17 protein-coding genes are annotated in these 17497 nt (G+C 43.5%); 15 read left to right on the top strand and 2 right to left on the bottom strand.

Features of this window, described 5'->3' with window-relative positions:
- Window positions 1–13: 13 nt before the first annotated feature.
- The 8 genes from BLA28_RS20360 to BLA28_RS20325 all read left to right on the top strand — a co-directional run bounded on the left by BLA28_RS20360 (window position 14) and on the right by BLA28_RS20325 (window position 9572).
- Complete coding sequence (locus BLA28_RS20360) at window positions 14–775, top strand: hypothetical protein (protein WP_071699385.1); 762 nt, start codon at window positions 14–16, stop codon at window positions 773–775.
- A 156-nt stretch (window positions 776–931) separates the two neighbouring features.
- The gene (locus BLA28_RS20355; RefSeq protein ID WP_071699384.1) at window positions 932–2083 is read left to right on the top strand and encodes a class I SAM-dependent methyltransferase; all 1152 of its coding nucleotides are present in this window, start codon (window positions 932–934) and stop codon (window positions 2081–2083) included.
- Between the two features lie 12 nt (window positions 2084–2095).
- The gene (locus BLA28_RS20350) at window positions 2096–4627 is read left to right on the top strand and encodes a hypothetical protein (RefSeq protein ID WP_071699383.1); all 2532 of its coding nucleotides are present in this window, start codon (window positions 2096–2098) and stop codon (window positions 4625–4627) included.
- Window positions 4628–4826: 199 nt separating this feature from the next.
- Entirely contained in the window at window positions 4827–5630 is an 804-nt protein-coding gene (locus tag BLA28_RS20345) for a helix-turn-helix domain-containing protein (RefSeq protein WP_009251904.1), read from the top strand.
- Window positions 5631–5726: 96 nt separating this feature from the next.
- On the top strand, window positions 5727–6539 hold the full coding sequence (locus BLA28_RS20340; RefSeq protein WP_242955500.1) for a TraX family protein: 813 nt from the start codon (window positions 5727–5729) through the stop codon (window positions 6537–6539).
- 38 nt (window positions 6540–6577) lie between these two features.
- Window positions 6578–7249 carry a response regulator transcription factor gene (locus tag BLA28_RS20335; RefSeq protein WP_009251902.1) on the top strand — a complete coding sequence of 224 codons (672 nt, stop codon included), beginning with the start codon at window positions 6578–6580 and terminating at the stop codon, window positions 7247–7249.
- The gene (locus BLA28_RS20330; protein ID WP_069157847.1) at window positions 7228–8616 is read left to right on the top strand and encodes a sensor histidine kinase; all 1389 of its coding nucleotides are present in this window, start codon (window positions 7228–7230) and stop codon (window positions 8614–8616) included. The genes BLA28_RS20335 and BLA28_RS20330 overlap by 22 nt, the downstream gene beginning before the upstream one ends.
- Window positions 8613–9572, top strand: a complete 960-nt coding sequence (locus tag BLA28_RS20325; protein ID WP_069157846.1) for an alpha/beta fold hydrolase — start codon at window positions 8613–8615, stop codon at window positions 9570–9572. The genes BLA28_RS20330 and BLA28_RS20325 overlap by 4 nt, the downstream gene beginning before the upstream one ends.
- Window positions 9573–9612: 40 nt before the next feature.
- Here BLA28_RS20325 and BLA28_RS20320 read toward each other — a convergent pair whose 3' ends face one another.
- Entirely contained in the window at window positions 9613–10098 is a 486-nt protein-coding gene (locus BLA28_RS20320; RefSeq protein ID WP_009251899.1) for a QueT transporter family protein, read from the bottom strand.
- A 942-nt stretch (window positions 10099–11040) separates the two neighbouring features.
- Between BLA28_RS20320 and BLA28_RS20315 the strand changes: the two genes are divergently transcribed.
- The 3 genes from BLA28_RS20315 (at window position 11041) to BLA28_RS20305 (ending at window position 13655) form a co-directional block, all read left to right on the top strand.
- Complete coding sequence (locus tag BLA28_RS20315; protein ID WP_071699382.1) at window positions 11041–11625, top strand: recombinase family protein; 585 nt, start codon at window positions 11041–11043, stop codon at window positions 11623–11625.
- 1570 nt (window positions 11626–13195) lie between these two features.
- Window positions 13196–13462 carry a hypothetical protein gene (locus BLA28_RS20310; protein ID WP_071699381.1) on the top strand — a complete coding sequence of 89 codons (267 nt, stop codon included), beginning with the start codon at window positions 13196–13198 and terminating at the stop codon, window positions 13460–13462.
- Complete coding sequence (locus tag BLA28_RS20305) at window positions 13455–13655, top strand: hypothetical protein (protein WP_071699380.1); 201 nt, start codon at window positions 13455–13457, stop codon at window positions 13653–13655. Before BLA28_RS20310 ends, BLA28_RS20305 begins: the two co-directional genes overlap by 8 nt.
- Window positions 13656–13696: 41 nt before the next feature.
- Here BLA28_RS20305 and BLA28_RS20300 read toward each other — a convergent pair whose 3' ends face one another.
- A complete protein-coding gene (locus BLA28_RS20300) occupies window positions 13697–13990 on the bottom strand; it encodes a helix-turn-helix domain-containing protein (RefSeq protein ID WP_071699379.1) in 294 nt (97 codons plus the stop codon).
- Window positions 13991–14356: 366 nt separating this feature from the next.
- Here BLA28_RS20300 and BLA28_RS20295 point away from each other — a divergent pair, with 366 nt between their 5' ends.
- From BLA28_RS20295 to BLA28_RS20280, 4 genes are all read left to right on the top strand, one after another.
- Complete coding sequence (locus BLA28_RS20295) at window positions 14357–15229, top strand: hypothetical protein (RefSeq protein ID WP_071699378.1); 873 nt, start codon at window positions 14357–14359, stop codon at window positions 15227–15229.
- A 35-nt stretch (window positions 15230–15264) separates the two neighbouring features.
- Complete coding sequence (locus BLA28_RS20290) at window positions 15265–15861, top strand: hypothetical protein (RefSeq protein ID WP_071699377.1); 597 nt, start codon at window positions 15265–15267, stop codon at window positions 15859–15861.
- 154 nt (window positions 15862–16015) lie between these two features.
- A complete protein-coding gene (locus tag BLA28_RS20285) occupies window positions 16016–16702 on the top strand; it encodes a hypothetical protein (protein WP_143131512.1) in 687 nt (228 codons plus the stop codon).
- A 237-nt stretch (window positions 16703–16939) separates the two neighbouring features.
- On the top strand, window positions 16940–17440 hold the full coding sequence (locus BLA28_RS20280; RefSeq protein WP_071699375.1) for a hypothetical protein: 501 nt from the start codon (window positions 16940–16942) through the stop codon (window positions 17438–17440).
- The last annotated feature ends 57 nt before the right edge of the window (window positions 17441–17497 follow it).

Genomic DNA, 17497 nt, shown 5'->3' with positions numbered 1-17497 from the left:
GAAAGGGAAAGTGATGGATGATATAAGGAAATTCCCGGGAAGATTTCCGGAAGAGCCTTACCGCAATGAAGATAAAGGGCGGAATATGCCGGAGTACAGAGGAGGCCAGAAGAGCTACAGAGAGTACGGGGGAAAAGGGATTCAGGATGAATGGAGGAACATGGGAGGAAATATGGATTACGGCTGTCCTTTCGGAGGCTGCGGCAGCACAAAAAAGCCGCTTCCTTTTTATATGACTTATCCTATGCCCATGTATTGGGATGACGAGGATGATGCCGTAAGGGATCTGGAATATTTTCTTCAGCTTTATCCGGAGGAAGCCCGCCGTTATCAGAAGAAGATCATGGATATCCTGGATACTATGGATTATAACGGAAGCCTTATTTATGATGAATATCCGGATCGGCTGGCTATGTACCGTCTGAGTGAGGGCATAATCGATAAGATATTGAGAGAAGAGGAACGTACGGAGCTTTCGGGCCAGATTCCTGCGAATGCTTTCATGGAAAACAGAAAAACAGAGAATCAGGAACCGGTGAAGATACCGGCTCAGGAACCCGGAAAATGCGCGGAGGGAACGCAGGAAGAAATTCCTTCTGCGGAAAAACAGCAGATGGAGGTTACCTCCCACAGGGAAACGGATCGCCGGAATAAAGGGGATTTGATTCAGGTCCTTCTTTATTATGAAATTTTCAGAAGAAGACATGGCAGAGGAGGCGGCTGCGGGATTTGTTCTTCAAAGGGCAGAAGAAACAACGGCTTTTTAAAATTCTAGTTGTGGTTTTTATGCGGAGGAATTAAAATAGATTCAGACTTTCAGCCTGCAGCAAGGCAGGGAAGGCTTGTTTTTATACGATAGGATGCCGTTCCTGTCGTATAAAAACACCCGCAGGAATGTTTGAGGAAGAAAAGAAAAACAGAGGTACTTTGGATGGAAGAATTATACAAGCTGTTAGAAGAAAGCCTGAATGAAAGATTATATCAGCTCAGTGTTGGCGGCCCCAGGAATAAGGATGGGGATATCCGCCTTAAGCTGAGGCCTGTAATGATAAAGACAGAAATTTATTTTCAGCTGGAGAGCTTTCGGGGGAATCAGGTATTCCATGAAAACCTGACTGCCGGTGAGGCGGCGGAAAAAGTGGGAAAAGCTTTGGTTTCCTCTTTCCGTCAGATGGACGTGGAGACTATGGATTACCAGGCGGTGGTCCTGGTCAGCAAAAAAGGAAAGATTACCATTAAGAAGAAAAACAGCGTCAAAAGGGAAGGCCGGGAGCTTTCCCATAACAGGACGAAAAAATATATTCTTGAGGAAGGCCGTCCGGTTGCGTTCCTGAAGGACCTTGGAGTACAGACCGAGGACGGGCAGATTATAAAAAGCCGTTATGACAAATTCAGGCAGATTAACAGATTCCTGGAATTTATTGCGGATATTATGCCTATACTTCCTAAAGAGAGATGTGTGCGAATCATAGATTTTGGCTGTGGGAAGAGCTATCTTACCTTTGCCATGTATTATTATCTTCATGAGCTCTGCGGGCTGGATATCCGCATTACCGGCCTGGATCTGAAGAAAGAGGTCATACGCAATTGCAGTAAGCTGGCGGAGAAATACGGATATACCGGCCTGGAATTTATGCAGGGGGACATTGCTGATTATACAGGGGAGGAGAAGGTGGACATGGTGGTTACCCTCCATGCCTGCGACACTGCCACGGATTATGCGCTGTATAAAGCGATATGCTGGGATGCCGGAGTGATCCTTTCCGTCCCGTGCTGCCAGCATGAAATGAACCGGCAGATCCAATGCGAGGCTCTTCAGCCGGCCTTGAAATATGGCCTGGTGAAGGAGCGTATGTCCGCTCTTCTGACGGACGCGCTGCGTGCAAACCTGCTGGAGGAGGCGGGATATGATACCCAGCTGCTGGAATTCATAGATATGGAGCATACACCTAAAAATATCCTGATTCGGGCTGTGAAGCGGGACGGCGGAAAGCCTGTTGATACGGGAATAAATAAAATGGCAGACTTCCTGCATGTGCATACCTGTCTGCAGGAGCTGCTGGAGAGGCCTGTAGGCAAATAAAAAGGAATGGGAATGAAGAAGACAATTATCAAGGGATGCGTATTTGCAGCAACATTTATTGTGGTGCTTTTAATGAGCAGCCTGTTTTTGAATAAAGGAAATACGGACATGACGGCAGAAATGAAGCTGCCGGAGCTGCCTCTCGTTTATATAAATATGGGCGGGGAACATGTGAATATGATGCATGGCTTCCTTTCTCCTATGGAAGAAAAATATATGAAGGAAAGTATTATGCCCATCGGCCCGGACAGAAAACTTTCCATAAGTGTAAAAAAATATGATCAGACCGTGGATTCCATGGCCTTTGAGGTAAGAAGCGTGGACGGAAGCCGGCTGGTGGAAAATACGGAGATCACCAACTTCCGTATGGACGGAGAAAACATCACCGCAGATATCGTGCTGAAGGATTTGATAGATGAGAAGACAGAATACAGCCTGACGTTTCTTCTGAACCTGGAGGACGGCAGATGCGCCCGGTATTATACCAGGATCATACAGGCGGACGGTTATGGCGTGAAGGAAAAGCTGGCTTTTGTCAGGGATTTCAGCGCCGCCACCTTCCATGAGGACTGGCCTTCCGGGTTCGAGGGCAATCTGGAGCCCAACAGCGAAGGAGATAATTCCACGCTCAGCAAGGTGAACATACACAGCAGCGCCTCTCAGATCGGCTGGGCCGGACTGACTGTGGAACAGCTCACGGAGCCGGTCTTTACTATCCGTGATATCACAGAACAGACAGCGTCTGTAACGGTGGAATATATAGTGAGCTATATGCGTCAGGAAAAGGAAACCTTTGCCGTGGTGGATGAGGTCTACCGCGTCCGGCAGGGGACAGACGGGACCATGTACCTACTGGATTTTGAAAGACGCATGAGTGATATTTTTTCGGAAGATAAATCCGCTTTTGTAGGAGACAAAATTGCGCTTGGAATCACGGATCCGAATGTGGAAATGATGGAAAGCGACGGAGGGAAAATTCTAGCCTTTGCTCAGGCCGGCGTGCTTTACAGCCTGAATATGACCGATAATAAGCTGTCCAAATTATTTTCTTTTTATGATCCAAACGGAAAGGATGAGCGTTCCTTTTACGGCGGGCACGAATTTAAAATTCTCCAGGTGGATGAAGCGGGAAATGTATTTTTCATGGTTTATGGATATATAAGCCGGGGCAGAAGGGAAGGCTATACGGGGGCGGAGGTTTATCTGTATAACAATTCCCTGAATACGGTGGAGGAACTGGCTTTTATTCCCACCCTGAAGGCGCCGGAAATATTTAAGGCGGAAGTGGAACAGCTGGCTTATGTCAACGGAAAAAATGAGCTCTATATGCTTCTGGACAGTCAGTTCATCTGCATCCATCTTGACAGGCAGACCGTGGAAGTGGTGGCGGAGAACCTGAACGGCGACAGTTATCAGGTATCGGAGAGCAACCGGATGATTGTCTGGCCGGATCAGGGGAAAAAATACGAAAGCACCAGTCTTACCCTGATGAATTTAAACAGTACGGAACAGGTGACAATAGACGCAGGAAGCGGCAATTATATCATGGCCCTTGGATTTATGAATGAGGATTTGGTATATGGGATGGCCCGGATATCCGATGTAAGCCTGGATGATACCGGCAAAATGGTATTTCCCATGTATCAGATTAAAATTCAGGATGAGAATGGAAAAGTCCTGAAGACCTATGAAAAATCAGGGGTATATGTGACCGGCTGCAGCATGAATGAAAACCAGATCATCCTGGATCGTGTGGAAAAGGATGGGGAGGGAAATTTTGTCCCCTGTGAGAATGACCAGATTGTAAGCGGTGTGGTGGATGTCCAGAGAAGCAATAAGATTATTACTATTCCTTTGGAGGAATATAAAAATATTACCGAAATCCAGATGAAGTCCGATCTCGACGGTAAAAAACTCAAGTTCCTTACACCTAAGGAAGTCCTGTATGAAGGCAGCAGGGAAATTCAGATACCTCAGTCCCAGATAGCGGAAGAAAGCTATTATGTATACAGTCCGGGCGGAGAGGTGACGATTATGTCGGCGGCAGGAGAAGCGATCAATCTGGCCAATGATATAGCGGGCACTGTGATGGGAGAGAGCGGCGCCTATATCTGGCGAAGAGGCCGGCTGAATGTGAAAAACCAGATCATGGCTATCGAAGGCGTTCCTGTAACTGAAGAAAAGAACAGCCTTGCCGTCTGTCTGGATTCCCTATTTTCTTATGAAGGTATTATGAGAAATTCGGAATATCTGCTTGCACAGGGAAAAACGGTACAGGAGGTCCTTGAAGAAAATCTGGATGGTATGCAGGTTCTGGATTTGTCAGGCTGCAGTCTGGAAAGTGTACTGTATTATCCTGACAGAGAAATTCCTGTTCTGGCTATTCTCGGAGACGGAAACGCGGTATTGATTATCGGCTTTAATGAAAAAAATGTCGTACTGATGAATCCGGAAATGGGTTCGGTATATAAAATGGGAATGAATGAGGCCGCCCAGTGGTTTGAAGAAACCGGCTGTCATTTCCTGTCATACGTTAAAAAATAACAGGCGGTGTAAGATGAGCCCCATTCTACGAAGGCAGAATGGGGCCTTGCTATATAAGCTGTAAATCCCCATAATACAGGGTTTGCAACCGATAGTTGCGGCAATGAAAAGCAGAATTGGTAGTGCAACTTTGAGAGATCCCCTTATAATGCAGACAGTCGGGAACGAAGTGTTCCACACAAGACAGGAGGATTAAAACATGAATATTGAAATTGCCAACAGGCTTGTAACCTTAAGAAAGCGGAACAGTCTGTCCCAGGAGGCATTGGCAGAAAAGCTGGGAATCAGCCGTCAGGCAGTGAGCAAATGGGAACGGGCGGAGGCATCACCCGATACGGATAATCTGATTCTTCTGTCGAGGATTTATGGAATATCCATGGATGAGCTTCTGAGCACGGAAGATGAAATTCCGGTTTCCTATATGGATATGGAAGAAGAGAAACTGCCTGAAAAGGAAATACGGGAAGAGGAGGGAGAAATCCTGTCTCCGGAAAAAGAACCGGATGAATATGTACATATCGGTTTAAGCGGAATCCACTGCAAGGATAAAGACAGTGAAGTACATGTCGGCTGGAAAGGAATTCATGTAATCGAGAAGGATAAGGATGAAGTTCATCTGGATTCCAACGGCATTTATGTGAATGGAAAAAGATATGATTCTCATTTTTTCCGGGAATGGGCTGGTGTGGAATTTCCCTTCACGCTGCTGGTAATCGCCGCCTTTATAGCAATCGGTGTGCTTACCGGAGCATGGCATCCGGCCTGGGTGATCTTTTTTACCATACCCTTATTTCATTCCTGTGTGGAGGCCTTCCGGAGAAAAGATATGGGATGGTTTGCCTTTCCCGTTCTTATTATGATGATATACCTGCTTCTTGGCATATTCAAAAGTCTCTGGCATCCGGGCTGGCTGCTGTTTTTAACGGTTCCCGTATATTACGCCATTGTAGGCTTCATCAGGACGCGGAAAGAAAAACAGCTGCAGGATGACGAATCCTTATAAATTCCTTATAATTACCTGTTACACTCCTGTATATCAAAAAAAGAATACCGTCTTGTTATGATGAGGTATTCTTCCGAATACAGGAGGAAGGTTCATATGAAGAATGAAATATGTAAAAAAGGATTCACTGATTTTCAGCTGAAATGGATAGCGCTGGTGCTCATGGTGATGGATCATATCCATTATTTTTTCGAGTTTACAGGTAAGATACCGGAATGGTTTTCTATGCTGGGCAGATTATCGGCTCCGTTGTTTTTGTTTTGCCTGCTGGAAGGTTTCCAACATACCCGGAACCGTAAAAAATATTTTCTCAGGATATATGCCATTGCCGTGGGGATGGGGCTGCTGCAGTATATTTTCATCTGCTTTGTAAGAAGGCCGGATGGCTTCGTACCCCAGAATCAGATGCTTGCGACTTTTTCCATATTGCTGGTGATACTGCAGGGAATTGACTGGTGTAAGCAGAAAAAATGGGGAAGAGGGCTTTCGGCGATTGTGCTTCCTCTGATCTGGCCGTTTGTAGGAATGGGGCTTATACAGGCTGTTCCTTCGGCAGCGAATGCGGTGCTCCTTCTGCATTATACGCTTCTTCCCATGCATTCCGCTATTATAGACGGAGGGACTTACTTTATACTGGAAGGAATCCTTCTGTATTTATTCCGGAAAAGACGTGCGCTTCAGGCGGCCGTATTTTTTGTACTGGCCCTGATTTTGGAAGGGGTATTCCCGTTCCTTCTTACGCCCGGAGCTACGGCGGAAATGCTGATCACTACGATGTATGGCTGGATGAGCGGTTTCGCGGCAATACCTATGTATCTTTACAACGGACAAAGAGGGAAGGGGAATAAAAAGTTATTTTCTGGTTTTATCCGGCCCATGTATATATCCTGTACGGGATATCCTGGGTGATGCAGCTTTTGTGATGCTGAAGAAGGGAGAGGAAGTATATGGCCAGGATTATTGTGGCAGATGATTCGGAAGATATTTGCAGGCTTCTGAAGCGCGCGCTGGAAAAGGATGGGCATTCGGTGACTGTGATGTATGACACCCGGGCGCTGGACGAAAAGCTCTGCAGCCAGGCGGAGCTGATAATCCTGGATGTCATGATGCCGGGAGAGGATGGAGTGGCGGCCTGTGCCAGGATCCGTTCTTTTACGGACTGTCCTATTTTGTTCCTTACAGCGAAAGGGGAAGATGAGGATGTGCTTTATGGGCTGGGAGCAGGGGGCGATGATTATCTTACCAAGCCCTTCAGCCTGCCTCAGCTGAGAGCCAGGGTAGAAGCACACCTGCGCCGGGAACAGCGCGTGCCCGTTTACCGGTTCGTATCGGGCAGGATACACTTTGATTTACAGGCGAAACGGGTATATGTGAAGGAAGAAGAGCTGCCGTTGACAAAAAGCGAATATCAGCTTTGCGAGATGTTCGCCAGACATCCGGGACTGGTATATACGAGACAGCAGATTCTGGAAGAAATTTTCGGGTACGACAGCGATTCCAGTGAGGCGGCGGTAACAGAGCATATCAAAAACCTGCGGGCAAAGCTGGCGGCCTTCGGGGCATCGCCGGTTGAAACCGTTTGGGGGATAGGATACAGATGGAATGCAGAAAAGGCGTAAGCCTGATACGGATATTGATTCAGTATATGTTTTTGTGCGGTTTTACAGCGTGCCTGATTGCAGTGTCCTTTTGGATAGGGCTGAACCTGCTTGTGAATAAGGGCGTTGCATATCCTGCAAATGCCGGGGAACGGATGGCGGCGGAAGCGGCGGAACGTATGAAGAAGGAGGGAATAAGCAGAGAACTGGTTCCTTTCTTATGCAGCTATGCCATATGGGAAAACGGAGAGCTGGCGGAAACCGATATGAACGATGAGGAACAGGCCGCCGCGGAGGAATATAGGGAATCCGGAAAAGATTCCGGTGGATATTATCATGTAAAAGCGGAAGGGGAAGGAAAAGAGGCTGTTCTTCAATTCCAATATAAGATGGAGCTGATTAATCCTGAAGGAAGAAAGCTGATTCCAGATGTTGAAAAATGGTATTTTATCTTTTGGGGAGCTGTTCTTATCGTGAGCCTGGGGCTTGTGACCCATCGATATGTGAAGATTTTCCGCAGAAGGCTTTCCGTTTTGCAGGATGCCGCGCTCAGCCTGTCCCGCGGAGAACTGGAGGAGCCCTTCGGCAGTTCGGGAATCCGGGAATATGACGAGGTGATGGATGCCATGGAGGAACTGCGTACGGCTCTGCGTAATTCGCTGCAGGAACAATGGAAAATGGAACACAGCCGCATCTCCCAGACCAGTGCGCTGCTTCATGACCTGAAAACACCTCTCACCATAATAAGCGGAAATGCCCAGCTTCTGGAAGAAACGCCGCTCACAGAGGAGCAGCAGGAGTGTTTGAGCGCCATTCTTAAAAATACGGAAGCGGCAGGCAGATATTTGGAAAGACTGAAAAGAATGACCCGGAATGTATCGGAAGGTGAAGAAAACAAACAGCCGGTATCAGGGGAACTGCTGCAGCAGGAAATTTTTAACGGAGCGGAAGAAATAGCCAGGGTATTCGGAGTGAAGGCGGAATATGAAGGTGCTGTATTGCCGGAACTGATATTAGCCAGGCAGGATGTCTGCCGGGCAGTGCTGAATATTGTAAGAAATGCGGCGGAGCATACGCCGGAAGAAAAAAGAATAGTGATCCATTGCAGATGGCAGGCGCCCTTGCTGGAAATCTGTGTGTCTGATGAAGGGCCGGGTTTTTCCCCACAGGCACTGTGCCATGCACTGGAGCCCATGTATACGGAGGGGGAAAGCCGCCCTCAGGATGGACATATGGGGATTGGCCTTGCCTTCGCCCGGGAAGTCGCCCGATTTCATAATGGGGAAGTACAGATTGAAAATACACCGGAAGGTCATGGAAAAGTAAGTTTCCGGATACGGCCGGAAAGTGGGGAGCCACATAAGGAAGGAAAGGAACAGGAAATATGAAAAAATGGAAATGGACACTGGCAGGAGCGGCAGGCGGTCTGACTGCCGCCGCAGCTGTACACAGAAGGCTTCTGTATACGGAACAGGAACAGCTGACGGCTCCGGGGACGATGGTGGAAGTTAACGGGCACAGAATGCATGTATATACGGAAGGCCCGGAGGAACTGGATGGCAGCGACGGCAGAGTACATGACGAAGCAGTAACGCTGGTCTTTCTTTCAGGAGGAGGAACAGCGGCGCCTGTTTATGATTTCAGGCCGCTCTACCGGAAGCTTTCATCCTGTTATCGGTGTGTGGTAGTGGAAAAGGCCGGCTATGGCTATTCGGAGATTAAAAAGCGAAGCAGACAGCTGGACGCCATGCTGGAAGAAACCCGACTGGCTCTGCGTCTGGCGGGGGAAAAGGGGCCTTTTGTGCTCCTGCCCCATTCGATGTCCGGGCTGGAAGCAATTTACTGGGCACAGAAATATCCTGATGAGGTTATGGGAATCGTGGGGATGGATATGGCTTTTCCCAAGGCATATGAAAATAAGAAAGCGAATCCCGGTTCTTTAAAGCTTATGGGAATGCTTGCTTTTTTTGGAATACAACGCTGTCCGCTGCTGCAGGTGGTGGGTAAAGAAGGACTGACGGAGGAGGAATACCGGCAGGCAAAACTTCTGGGGAACAGAAACTTTTTAAATAAGGTTGTTCTGGAAGAGGCGGCATCCGTATATGCGAATGCAGAGATGGTGAAGAAACACAGAAAGCCCGAAGTTCCCTTTCTCTTATTCTGTTCGGATGGAAAGGAGCTGGGCGGTTTCTGGGTGCCCCTTCAAAAGAAATATGCGGAAAGGCTGAACTGTGAATTAATCCAGTACGATTGCGGCCATTATCTACACCACTATAAAGCAAGAGAAATGGCAGAAACGATCCGGCCCTTTGTGGAAAAAATCCGGAAACAGAGAATGGCATAAAAATAAGGCTCCCGCAGGAGCCTTATTTATGTTCCCATATTCAGTTTCCGAAAATCTGTTTCCGGTATTTATTTAATGCGAAGGCAAGCAGAAGTCCGAGGACGCCGCAGGAAATAATTTCTCCGGCGGTTACTGTCAAAAAGGAAAACCAGAGCGGTTCCAGGCCATAAGCATATTTCAGTATCAAAGGTACGATTATTGCATTGGCGGCAATAGGCGGCAGTACAGCCAGGAAACGGTTGGATTTCAGCGCACGGGTGCCAAACGCGCCGATCAGCGTGGCGAGGGAACCGAATATGATATCCGGAATGGCACATCCGGTAAGGATGTTGCTGATAAGACAACCGATAAATAGTCCGGGAATCCCGGCAGGGGTAAAAATTGGCAGAATGGTGAGCGCCTCAGAGAAACGGACCTGCACAGCATAATTGGCGAGGCCGAAAGCGTTGGCTACAAATGTGAGCACAACATAAATAGCGGCAATCATAGCCGCCTGGGTCAGGAATTGAATGTTCTTCTTTTGCATTATTCTGTTCTCCTTTAGTTTTGTTTTACGTGTGGAAGGTCTCGAACACACGGGTTAGCCGCCGCGAATCCTTAGTATTTATAAGGGTTTGCGGCTTTTTTAGTATAACAGGAAATGGGGGAAAGTCAAGGCCTGACTCAACTTTTGACTCAACTTTTGGGGAAGGGAGATAACGGGGAGAGGAAGGCAGATGAAGGATGGGGACTGGATAGGGGATTTATGAGGGGCGGGGATTAGGGAGGAAACAGGGGGATACTAGATGGCTACAGGGGTATTTGAATGAGGATGGGCAGGGGAGGTAGACGGCAGGATTAAAAAATGATAGTCCCTTAGGTGGAAAACCGGCATATTCCCTACAGTCAAATGTCTGGTAATTCCGATATAATGGCTTTCGGGGTGAAAGGCAGACTTATTGAAAGATAAGGATATTAGTTAGTGGCTATAAATTTGTTGATTAGTAACATATAGAAAAGTGAAAACATAATAAGACATCAAATTGTCTTGTATGGCTAAACAAAAGCGTGTCACGGATGAAAATATTCTTCTAAAAAATTTGCGTTTATAATTCAAAGGTAATGACATATTGCCGGGAGTGCAGGCAATATGAAAAATCAGCACCGGAGAGGTGGGAAGTGTTGTCTGCCTTTCACTCCTTTTTTATGGGAATGACAATGGGAGGAAATAGGAAAAGCTTGTAAAATCAGATTTTGCATGGTCAGTGATAAAAGGACAGTATGTATATCAAGAAAAAGTGCTCTGAAATGATTATAGGTATCTAAATGAGACAAAGAAAAAAGTGTACCATAAGACGCTCTGTTAATAGAAAATCTGCTCTATTGTGACAGTTTTCCGGTTCAATAATATTGTAGCGGCAGGGTATAGTCTAATGGGAACGCTTGATTTTCTTCATTTAGAAATCTAGTGAGTAGGAGCGGAAGCATTATGAGTGAAGAAAGGGTCGGTTATGTAAGGGTAAGTACAGAAGAACAGAATACAGCAAGACAAGAGGTTTTAATGGAACAGTTGGAAGCAGATAAAGTTTTCATTGACGAGATTTCAGGCAAGAATACGGACAGGATGCAATTAAAGGAAATGCTTGAATATGTGAGGAAGGGCGATACAGTCATAGTGGAAAGCATTGGCAGGTTCGCAAGGAACACAAAGGATTTACTGGAACTGACAGATATTCTTAACAGCAAAGGAGTCCAGTTTATCAGCCAAAAGGAAAGGATTGATACAAGTACCCCGGCAGGGGAGTTTATGCTGACCGTATTTGCAGCAATTGCACAGCTTGAACGTCAGAATATCTTACTGCGTCAGGCGGAGGGGATAGCCATAGCAAAAGCAGAGGGGAAATATAAGGGGCGTAAGCCGAAGGAGCTTCCCGACTTTCTGGAAGTCTATGAGGACTGGAAAAAGAAACGGGTATCAGCGGCAGGGGCAAGCAGGGCATTAAATGTCAGCAGGAGCACGTTTTACAGGAAGGTAAAAGAGTACGAGGACAGCATGATAATAGATTTTGGCTGACATTCTTCTTGCCTGATTAGACATGGCAGGGTATACATGGTGTAATTTCTATAGGGAACAGTATGTAAAAATAAGATACAGAGGAAGCGGATTCAGCATTTTGAAGGAATTGTATTTTTGTGTCTGTAATTTATGGCAGTATGGAAAAATGAAAAAGTGCATGGAAATAAAAAGGGAAAAAAGTGCGTTACTATAAAGCAACAGTGGACAGTAATAACGATACATTCCGGTATACATTGCAGTTGCTACATATAGTTTAAAAATTTTGAAAAAAATAGTTGTGATGAAGGGTGTGAAAAAGGAAGGGGGAGATTTTGAGGGAAGGATATGTAGTAAGATAAAATGAATGTATGTCAGCATGTATATGAAAGCAAAGCAGGGCAGTAGGATTCTACAGTAAATAAGAATGCTACTGCCTATTCTTTTGCGAAACATTTAGTATCGCAGGAAAGCGGCATTTGCAGAAACATTTATAAAAAATAAGGATACACCTAATGAACAAAAAAGAAACATTTATGATTGCGGATGATTGGCTTCTAAGTTTTTTCATGAATATATAAAAGATACAACAGAAACTAAAATAAACAGTTAATCTGTAATAGCAGGCAAGTTAATTGTTTCCGGATACAACAGAACTAATTCTTATGACAGTAATTTATAGAAGATACAAAAGAGATAAAATGAACAGTTAACCTATAATAGCAGTCAAGTTAAAATGACTTATACATAAGAACTAATCCTTATAACAGTAGGGCAGATTATAATTCTTTAGTAAATGAATTAATGCTACAGTAAGTATATAAGAGGAAACAATTATATAATATCCCACACCCTCCGGCAGTTCTGTAATTAGCATTTAATTTCCCCACACAGACTATGTTTCCAGACTGTAAAAATAGGATAATTAGGTTCTAGGAAGTGAATTTATGGAGAAATCCAACATAGCAATAAGTATAACCAACAAAGGCAATCTATTGATGTACAATAGAAGTAAGTAGTTAAATACTTTATTGTTAAATAAGTACAAGAGAAACAGATAGTTTTATACTGTTTATCATAAATAAACCTGCCATTGAAGGCTTTTAAGGAGAGAAAGATACAAGTAATGAATAAAGCAGAAAGCGTATTATTTAAGGTAAATGCATATTAATTGAAGCAAACAGGCAGGTATATCATTCAGAATTACATATTAAGTAAAAATGAGTGACCGGGTAAAGAAAGAGAACAATTAAGAAGGAACAGCTAAACATTTGGAACACCCCACCACCTTCCGGTAATTCAGTTACAGCAGGGGTCTGTTTTTTCTGGACAAGAAAAATAGGCACAAAAGTAAATAGATACATACCAATCCACAAAGTATGAAAAAAGATAAATTACAAGAGGAATCAAGGAGGTACAGGCAGTAAAGTGAAATTAGTTTGTTTTCTCCTTGGGTACTGCTGAATCAGGCATAAGAATAACGTAAATACAACTGTTAATATATCAAAAAAACATTGAATAGATATAAAGGCGGCGTTATAATCCTTCCACCTGACAGGTAAATAGAAAATAGTTGGAAGGAGAGCAAGTAATGGAAAAAAATGAATTGGAAAGGATTGATAGCCTTACCCATATTGCAAGGGAACTGGAACATTTAAGCCAGACTATGTTTGTCATTTATGAGGGGCTGGATACCGGGGGGATGGTTGAGGACAGCCCACACTGCATTTTAGTCCTGCAGACAGTTGTGGAAGGTATACTTAATATGGTTCAGGAAGAACAGCAGAGATTAAAGGGGATGCAGGAAGATATAAGGAATAAGCATACTTATGAAAATGGGGGCATGCAGGATGAATGAAACAAGGGGACTGGCGCAAATGGAAGAAATTATTGAAAACGCTTCAACCAGACTGGGCGCAATACAGTGCATGCTTGACAGCCTTATACTGGGTATGAAAACAGAAAAGCTGGAAGTACAGGCAATATTATGCCTGGAATGTGTAATGTACTGCATCAGTGATTTACAGTCATACATAAATGACCCTAAGTAGGTGGCAGGTAATATGGTAAACAGAAGGCATGGGAAAAAGTCTCATGCCTTCATTGATTCAATGATAGTTTGCAGGGCAAGTATCTGTTTATCATTAAGGCCGGAGGTATCAAGAACCATATCAGGGATGGCGGCATCTTTACCCAGAAGATAATCAGTGGAACATTTGTAGAGATAGGAAAAAGAAAGGAGTACTTCAACGCTGGGGGTGCGCTCCCCTGTTTCATAGCCGGATACAATGGAAGGGGACATATTAAGTAAATCAGCCACCTGCTTTTGGGAATAGTGATACTTTAAACGTAAAGATTTAAGCCTGTCAGGTAATCCATTAATCATATGTGTTTTCCTCCTACGCTTATTGTAATTAGTATAAAAACACTAGAGGGGTAATTTTAAAACACAATGAGTGTTGCAAAAGTGTCGGCAAAGTACTATAATAAAGAAAATTAAATGGCAGGTAACGGACAGAAAGAAGGGATGCGGGAATTTTAACTTAACGTTTAGTATATGAGAAAATTACAATAAACTACATTGGGGGTGAAAAATAGCAATGAGTTCGGCAACAATTTTTTTGACATTTATTATATTGGTTCTCACTATAGGGCTTACATCAGTTATCGTGTCTGTAAGGAAGAAAAAGAAAGTGCGGGATAAGATGGTTATGGAACTGTTTCAGGATACCGGGTCAGAAGGAGAAGAGTAATGGGAATAGCAACCATAATGGTGTCGGTACTTCTGCTGATAGCTACAGTTGTCTTGTTTATTTGTATGATAGCGTCCAGGACTAAGGAAGGGAAGGACTCACCGCTTGACGATTCCCAATGGGAGAATGACAAGGGGAAATTATTTGCAAGCGTACAGAAATTTGCCGGTAGCAAAGATGAAAAGATATTAGGCATATTAGGGGGCATGTATATAGAAGAACTGCTAAAGAAAAATACTTCTGACCATGGCTTCTGCATGCTAACAGACAAAGCATTTTATTTTATAGGGAATGTATTCCAAAAAAAGTATGTTATAACCCGGCGTATAAGAATGCAGCGTAGGATAAATGCCAATGAAATGAAGGGTATAAAGGTAGGTGCGATATATTCCAACAGGTTAATTATATGCTTAGTTTCTATGGTATTGCTTTTCGGGGCATACGTCAAAGTGTTTAAAAGCATTATTACCCAACTGCTGTTAAACATAATTGATACGGAAGCAGAATATCCCCAGATAATAATATTGTGCCTTGTTGCAGGTTTTCTTGCAATTATTATCGGTATTGTTTATTGTATTGCAAACCTGATTACTACAAGAAGGACAAAAATCTGCCTTGAGTTTACTTCGGAAACAATCAGTTTTCCAGTAACCGAGTTAGGGAGAAGGGAAATTAAGGAATTCTATAAATGTATCGGCAAGGTACAAAATATGTACAGCTACGTATACCCGGGGGAAAAGGAGGCTAGTGCCCCCATTCCCGGCAAAGACAAGGTGGAAAGGCTGAAAGAGCTTTCCTCCCTTTACGGACAGCAGTTAATAGAGCAGGAAGAATTTGAAAAACTGAAGAGGGAAATTATTAATGGGGATTGATACCCTTTAATAAATAATAAACAAAGGAGAAAGATATGAAAAGAAAAGTATTTTTAGCAACAACAATCTTAGTACTTGGGCTGGGGTGCAGTATGACAGCATATGCACAGCCTAAAACAATGCCTGACGGAACCGTTTTTGACGCTGAATTTTATGCGCAGAATTATCCTGATGTAGCGGCGGTATTTGGGACAGATGAAAACCTGCTGTACCAGCATTATGTACAATATGGTATTTCAGAAGGAAGGTTAGCTGCTAACTCGGCTGTTAACTTAGATGCTAACGTTATAACAACGAAAATGCTTATACACCATGATGGCAGTGATGTGGAAAATTCTTTTTATAGAACATCTGCTGATGGGGAATGGATAAAGCTGGGCGCATTTGAACCAGGCTCGGGGTATTATATAGATGTGGAGGTAAATAGAGATACAGCAACATACCTTGAGATAAAAAAAATAATCAATGGGCAGGAAACATTTATTTTAGTTGATAAATTCCGGTATGGGTATAATTATGAGAATACAAATTTAGATAGCTTTTATGAAAAAGCGAATGGCGAACTTTTTAGTGGCGTAACAGTTTATACCTTTGATACAGGATATTGGGCAATTGACTGGTGGGAACAATAAAATTATAAAATCTTTCCATATTACTGGAAATAAAAGTTATATAGAACGTTTGTGCTAATTTTGAGGCCTTATATTCTGTAAAAATTATTATTTATTTTATAGAATATAAGGCCGTTATAAGATGAAGGCAATACAAAAATTGGAGGAAATCGTGATGAAAAAAAGTATTTTAACAATTATGACTATGGGAGTATTATTATTGTATGGGGGAATAACTGTAACCGCAGCCCCAAAAACAATGCCAGACGGTACTATATTTGACGCGGAATATTACGCCCAGAATAACCCTGATGTAGTGGCGTCATTTGGGACGGATGAAAGTTTATTGTTTCAGCATTATGTACAATACGGAAAGGCGGAAGGGAGAATCCCAGCAGTGCCGGCTTTAAATAATGGAAAAGAAATCGTTGCACAGGAATTCTTTGATGAATGGACTTGCCTAGATTATTATATATATACGTATCAGGATGGAAGTAAAGTGCGCGTACGTATATTTGACCCAAATGATAGCCCCTATGAAAATCTCTTCGACAACAAATATATTATTCCTAGGACAGATTTTAGTGATGGCCTTTTAGATAATGATGGCAATGGTATAGATGATAGGGATCCCTACAATGGCTGTGGGTATACTGACTTGAATTTTAATTGTATTGCAGATAATGCGCCTGCGTTACCTCCTATGAAAGGGTGTTCCGTGGCGGATGAAACAGTAATCCGTGTGAGTTCTAAATGTCCGCATGGCGTAGTTGGCGGTGAATGGGAATTGTGTATAAATCCTGAATGTATTGCATATAGAAATGCTTTTGAAGAATCGTTGAAGTATATAACCTTTAAGTAATAGGCACGTATATGCATCCATAAAGGACATTAAAACTATAAAAAAATTACAATTTAGACAGAATGGCAGAATTAAAAAACGGTCTTGCAGTATCACTTGTTTACTGGTGGTCACAGGGCTGTTTTTTATATATTATCACATCTTGCAACCCACAGCCACCGCGTTAAAATGTATTTAAAGTTAAGAGAAAAACAAATAACTTAAAACTAAAAAACATTTTAAATGGAGGAAGAAATTATGTGTAAGGTAGCTGTGAACAGATTGTTTTTAGGAGCGCGTGAACTGGGATGGGAACTGTGGGATGGGAAGCAGGTCATTGAAATGACTTCCGGACAGATTAAAGCAGCTCTGAAAAATGGGAAATCAGAGATATTGGGTTTATGTCTGGATGGGAAAGGGGAATTACAGCTTGACCATGAAGGTTACATGATGGAAAACATCATGTGTAAGGTTCACATTGGAAAGCTTATCCCATTGATTGAGGACGGGCTTGTGATGATGAATATTTTTTATTATGTGACAGGCACAGAGGAAATGGATGGAGAAATTTATTACCATTTGATTTCTTCAAGGTTTGCAAGGGAAACACTAAAGGCTGAAAAATTACTTGCCCTTTATGAACTAGGAGCCATAGCAGGCGGCATGAAGGTTGAAGATGGGAAAATCATTACCTTTGACCGGAAGCAATGGGATGGGAAAAAAGTTCCAGTAGCCAAGGGGGAGAAAACAGGGGCATGATTTTGAAAGCCTATTTCTGAATATGGATAAAAAGGAATGGTTTGTCAGGAATATCTG

It is taken from the genome of Eisenbergiella tayi (genome assembly GCF_001881565.1).
In the GTDB taxonomy this organism is placed as follows: domain Bacteria; phylum Bacillota; class Clostridia; order Lachnospirales; family Lachnospiraceae; genus Eisenbergiella; species Eisenbergiella tayi.
The sequence above is the reverse complement of the archived record's forward strand: the minus strand, read 5'-3'. Positions and strand labels throughout refer to the sequence as shown.

Bases quoted from the DNA above. Each gene is read 5' to 3' on its own strand.
- BLA28_RS20340 (WP_242955500.1), top strand. From the start codon at position 5,727: ATGAAGAATGAAATATGTAAAAAAGGATTCACTGATTTTCAGCTGAAA.
- BLA28_RS20285 (WP_143131512.1), top strand. From the start codon at position 16,016: ATGAAAAAAAGTATTTTAACAATTATGACTATGGGAGTATTATTATTG.
- BLA28_RS20335 (WP_009251902.1), top strand. From the start codon at position 6,578: ATGGCCAGGATTATTGTGGCAGATGATTCGGAAGATATTTGCAGGCTT.
- BLA28_RS20310 (WP_071699381.1), top strand. From the start codon at position 13,196: ATGGAAAAAAATGAATTGGAAAGGATTGATAGCCTTACCCATATTGCA.
- BLA28_RS20350 (WP_071699383.1), top strand. From the start codon at position 2,096: ATGAAGAAGACAATTATCAAGGGATGCGTATTTGCAGCAACATTTATT.
- BLA28_RS20315 (WP_071699382.1), top strand. From the start codon at position 11,041: ATGAGTGAAGAAAGGGTCGGTTATGTAAGGGTAAGTACAGAAGAACAG.
- BLA28_RS20360 (WP_071699385.1), top strand. From the start codon at position 14: ATGGATGATATAAGGAAATTCCCGGGAAGATTTCCGGAAGAGCCTTAC.
- BLA28_RS20330 (WP_069157847.1), top strand. From the start codon at position 7,228: ATGGAATGCAGAAAAGGCGTAAGCCTGATACGGATATTGATTCAGTAT.
- BLA28_RS20345 (WP_009251904.1), top strand. From the start codon at position 4,827: ATGAATATTGAAATTGCCAACAGGCTTGTAACCTTAAGAAAGCGGAAC.
- BLA28_RS20280 (WP_071699375.1), top strand. From the start codon at position 16,940: ATGTGTAAGGTAGCTGTGAACAGATTGTTTTTAGGAGCGCGTGAACTG.
- BLA28_RS20295 (WP_071699378.1), top strand. From the start codon at position 14,357: ATGGGAATAGCAACCATAATGGTGTCGGTACTTCTGCTGATAGCTACA.
- BLA28_RS20300 (WP_071699379.1), bottom strand. From the start codon at position 13,990: ATGATTAATGGATTACCTGACAGGCTTAAATCTTTACGTTTAAAGTAT.
- BLA28_RS20320 (WP_009251899.1), bottom strand. From the start codon at position 10,098: ATGCAAAAGAAGAACATTCAATTCCTGACCCAGGCGGCTATGATTGCC.
- BLA28_RS20355 (WP_071699384.1), top strand. From the start codon at position 932: ATGGAAGAATTATACAAGCTGTTAGAAGAAAGCCTGAATGAAAGATTA.
- BLA28_RS20325 (WP_069157846.1), top strand. From the start codon at position 8,613: ATGAAAAAATGGAAATGGACACTGGCAGGAGCGGCAGGCGGTCTGACT.
- BLA28_RS20290 (WP_071699377.1), top strand. From the start codon at position 15,265: ATGAAAAGAAAAGTATTTTTAGCAACAACAATCTTAGTACTTGGGCTG.
- BLA28_RS20305 (WP_071699380.1), top strand. From the start codon at position 13,455: ATGAATGAAACAAGGGGACTGGCGCAAATGGAAGAAATTATTGAAAAC.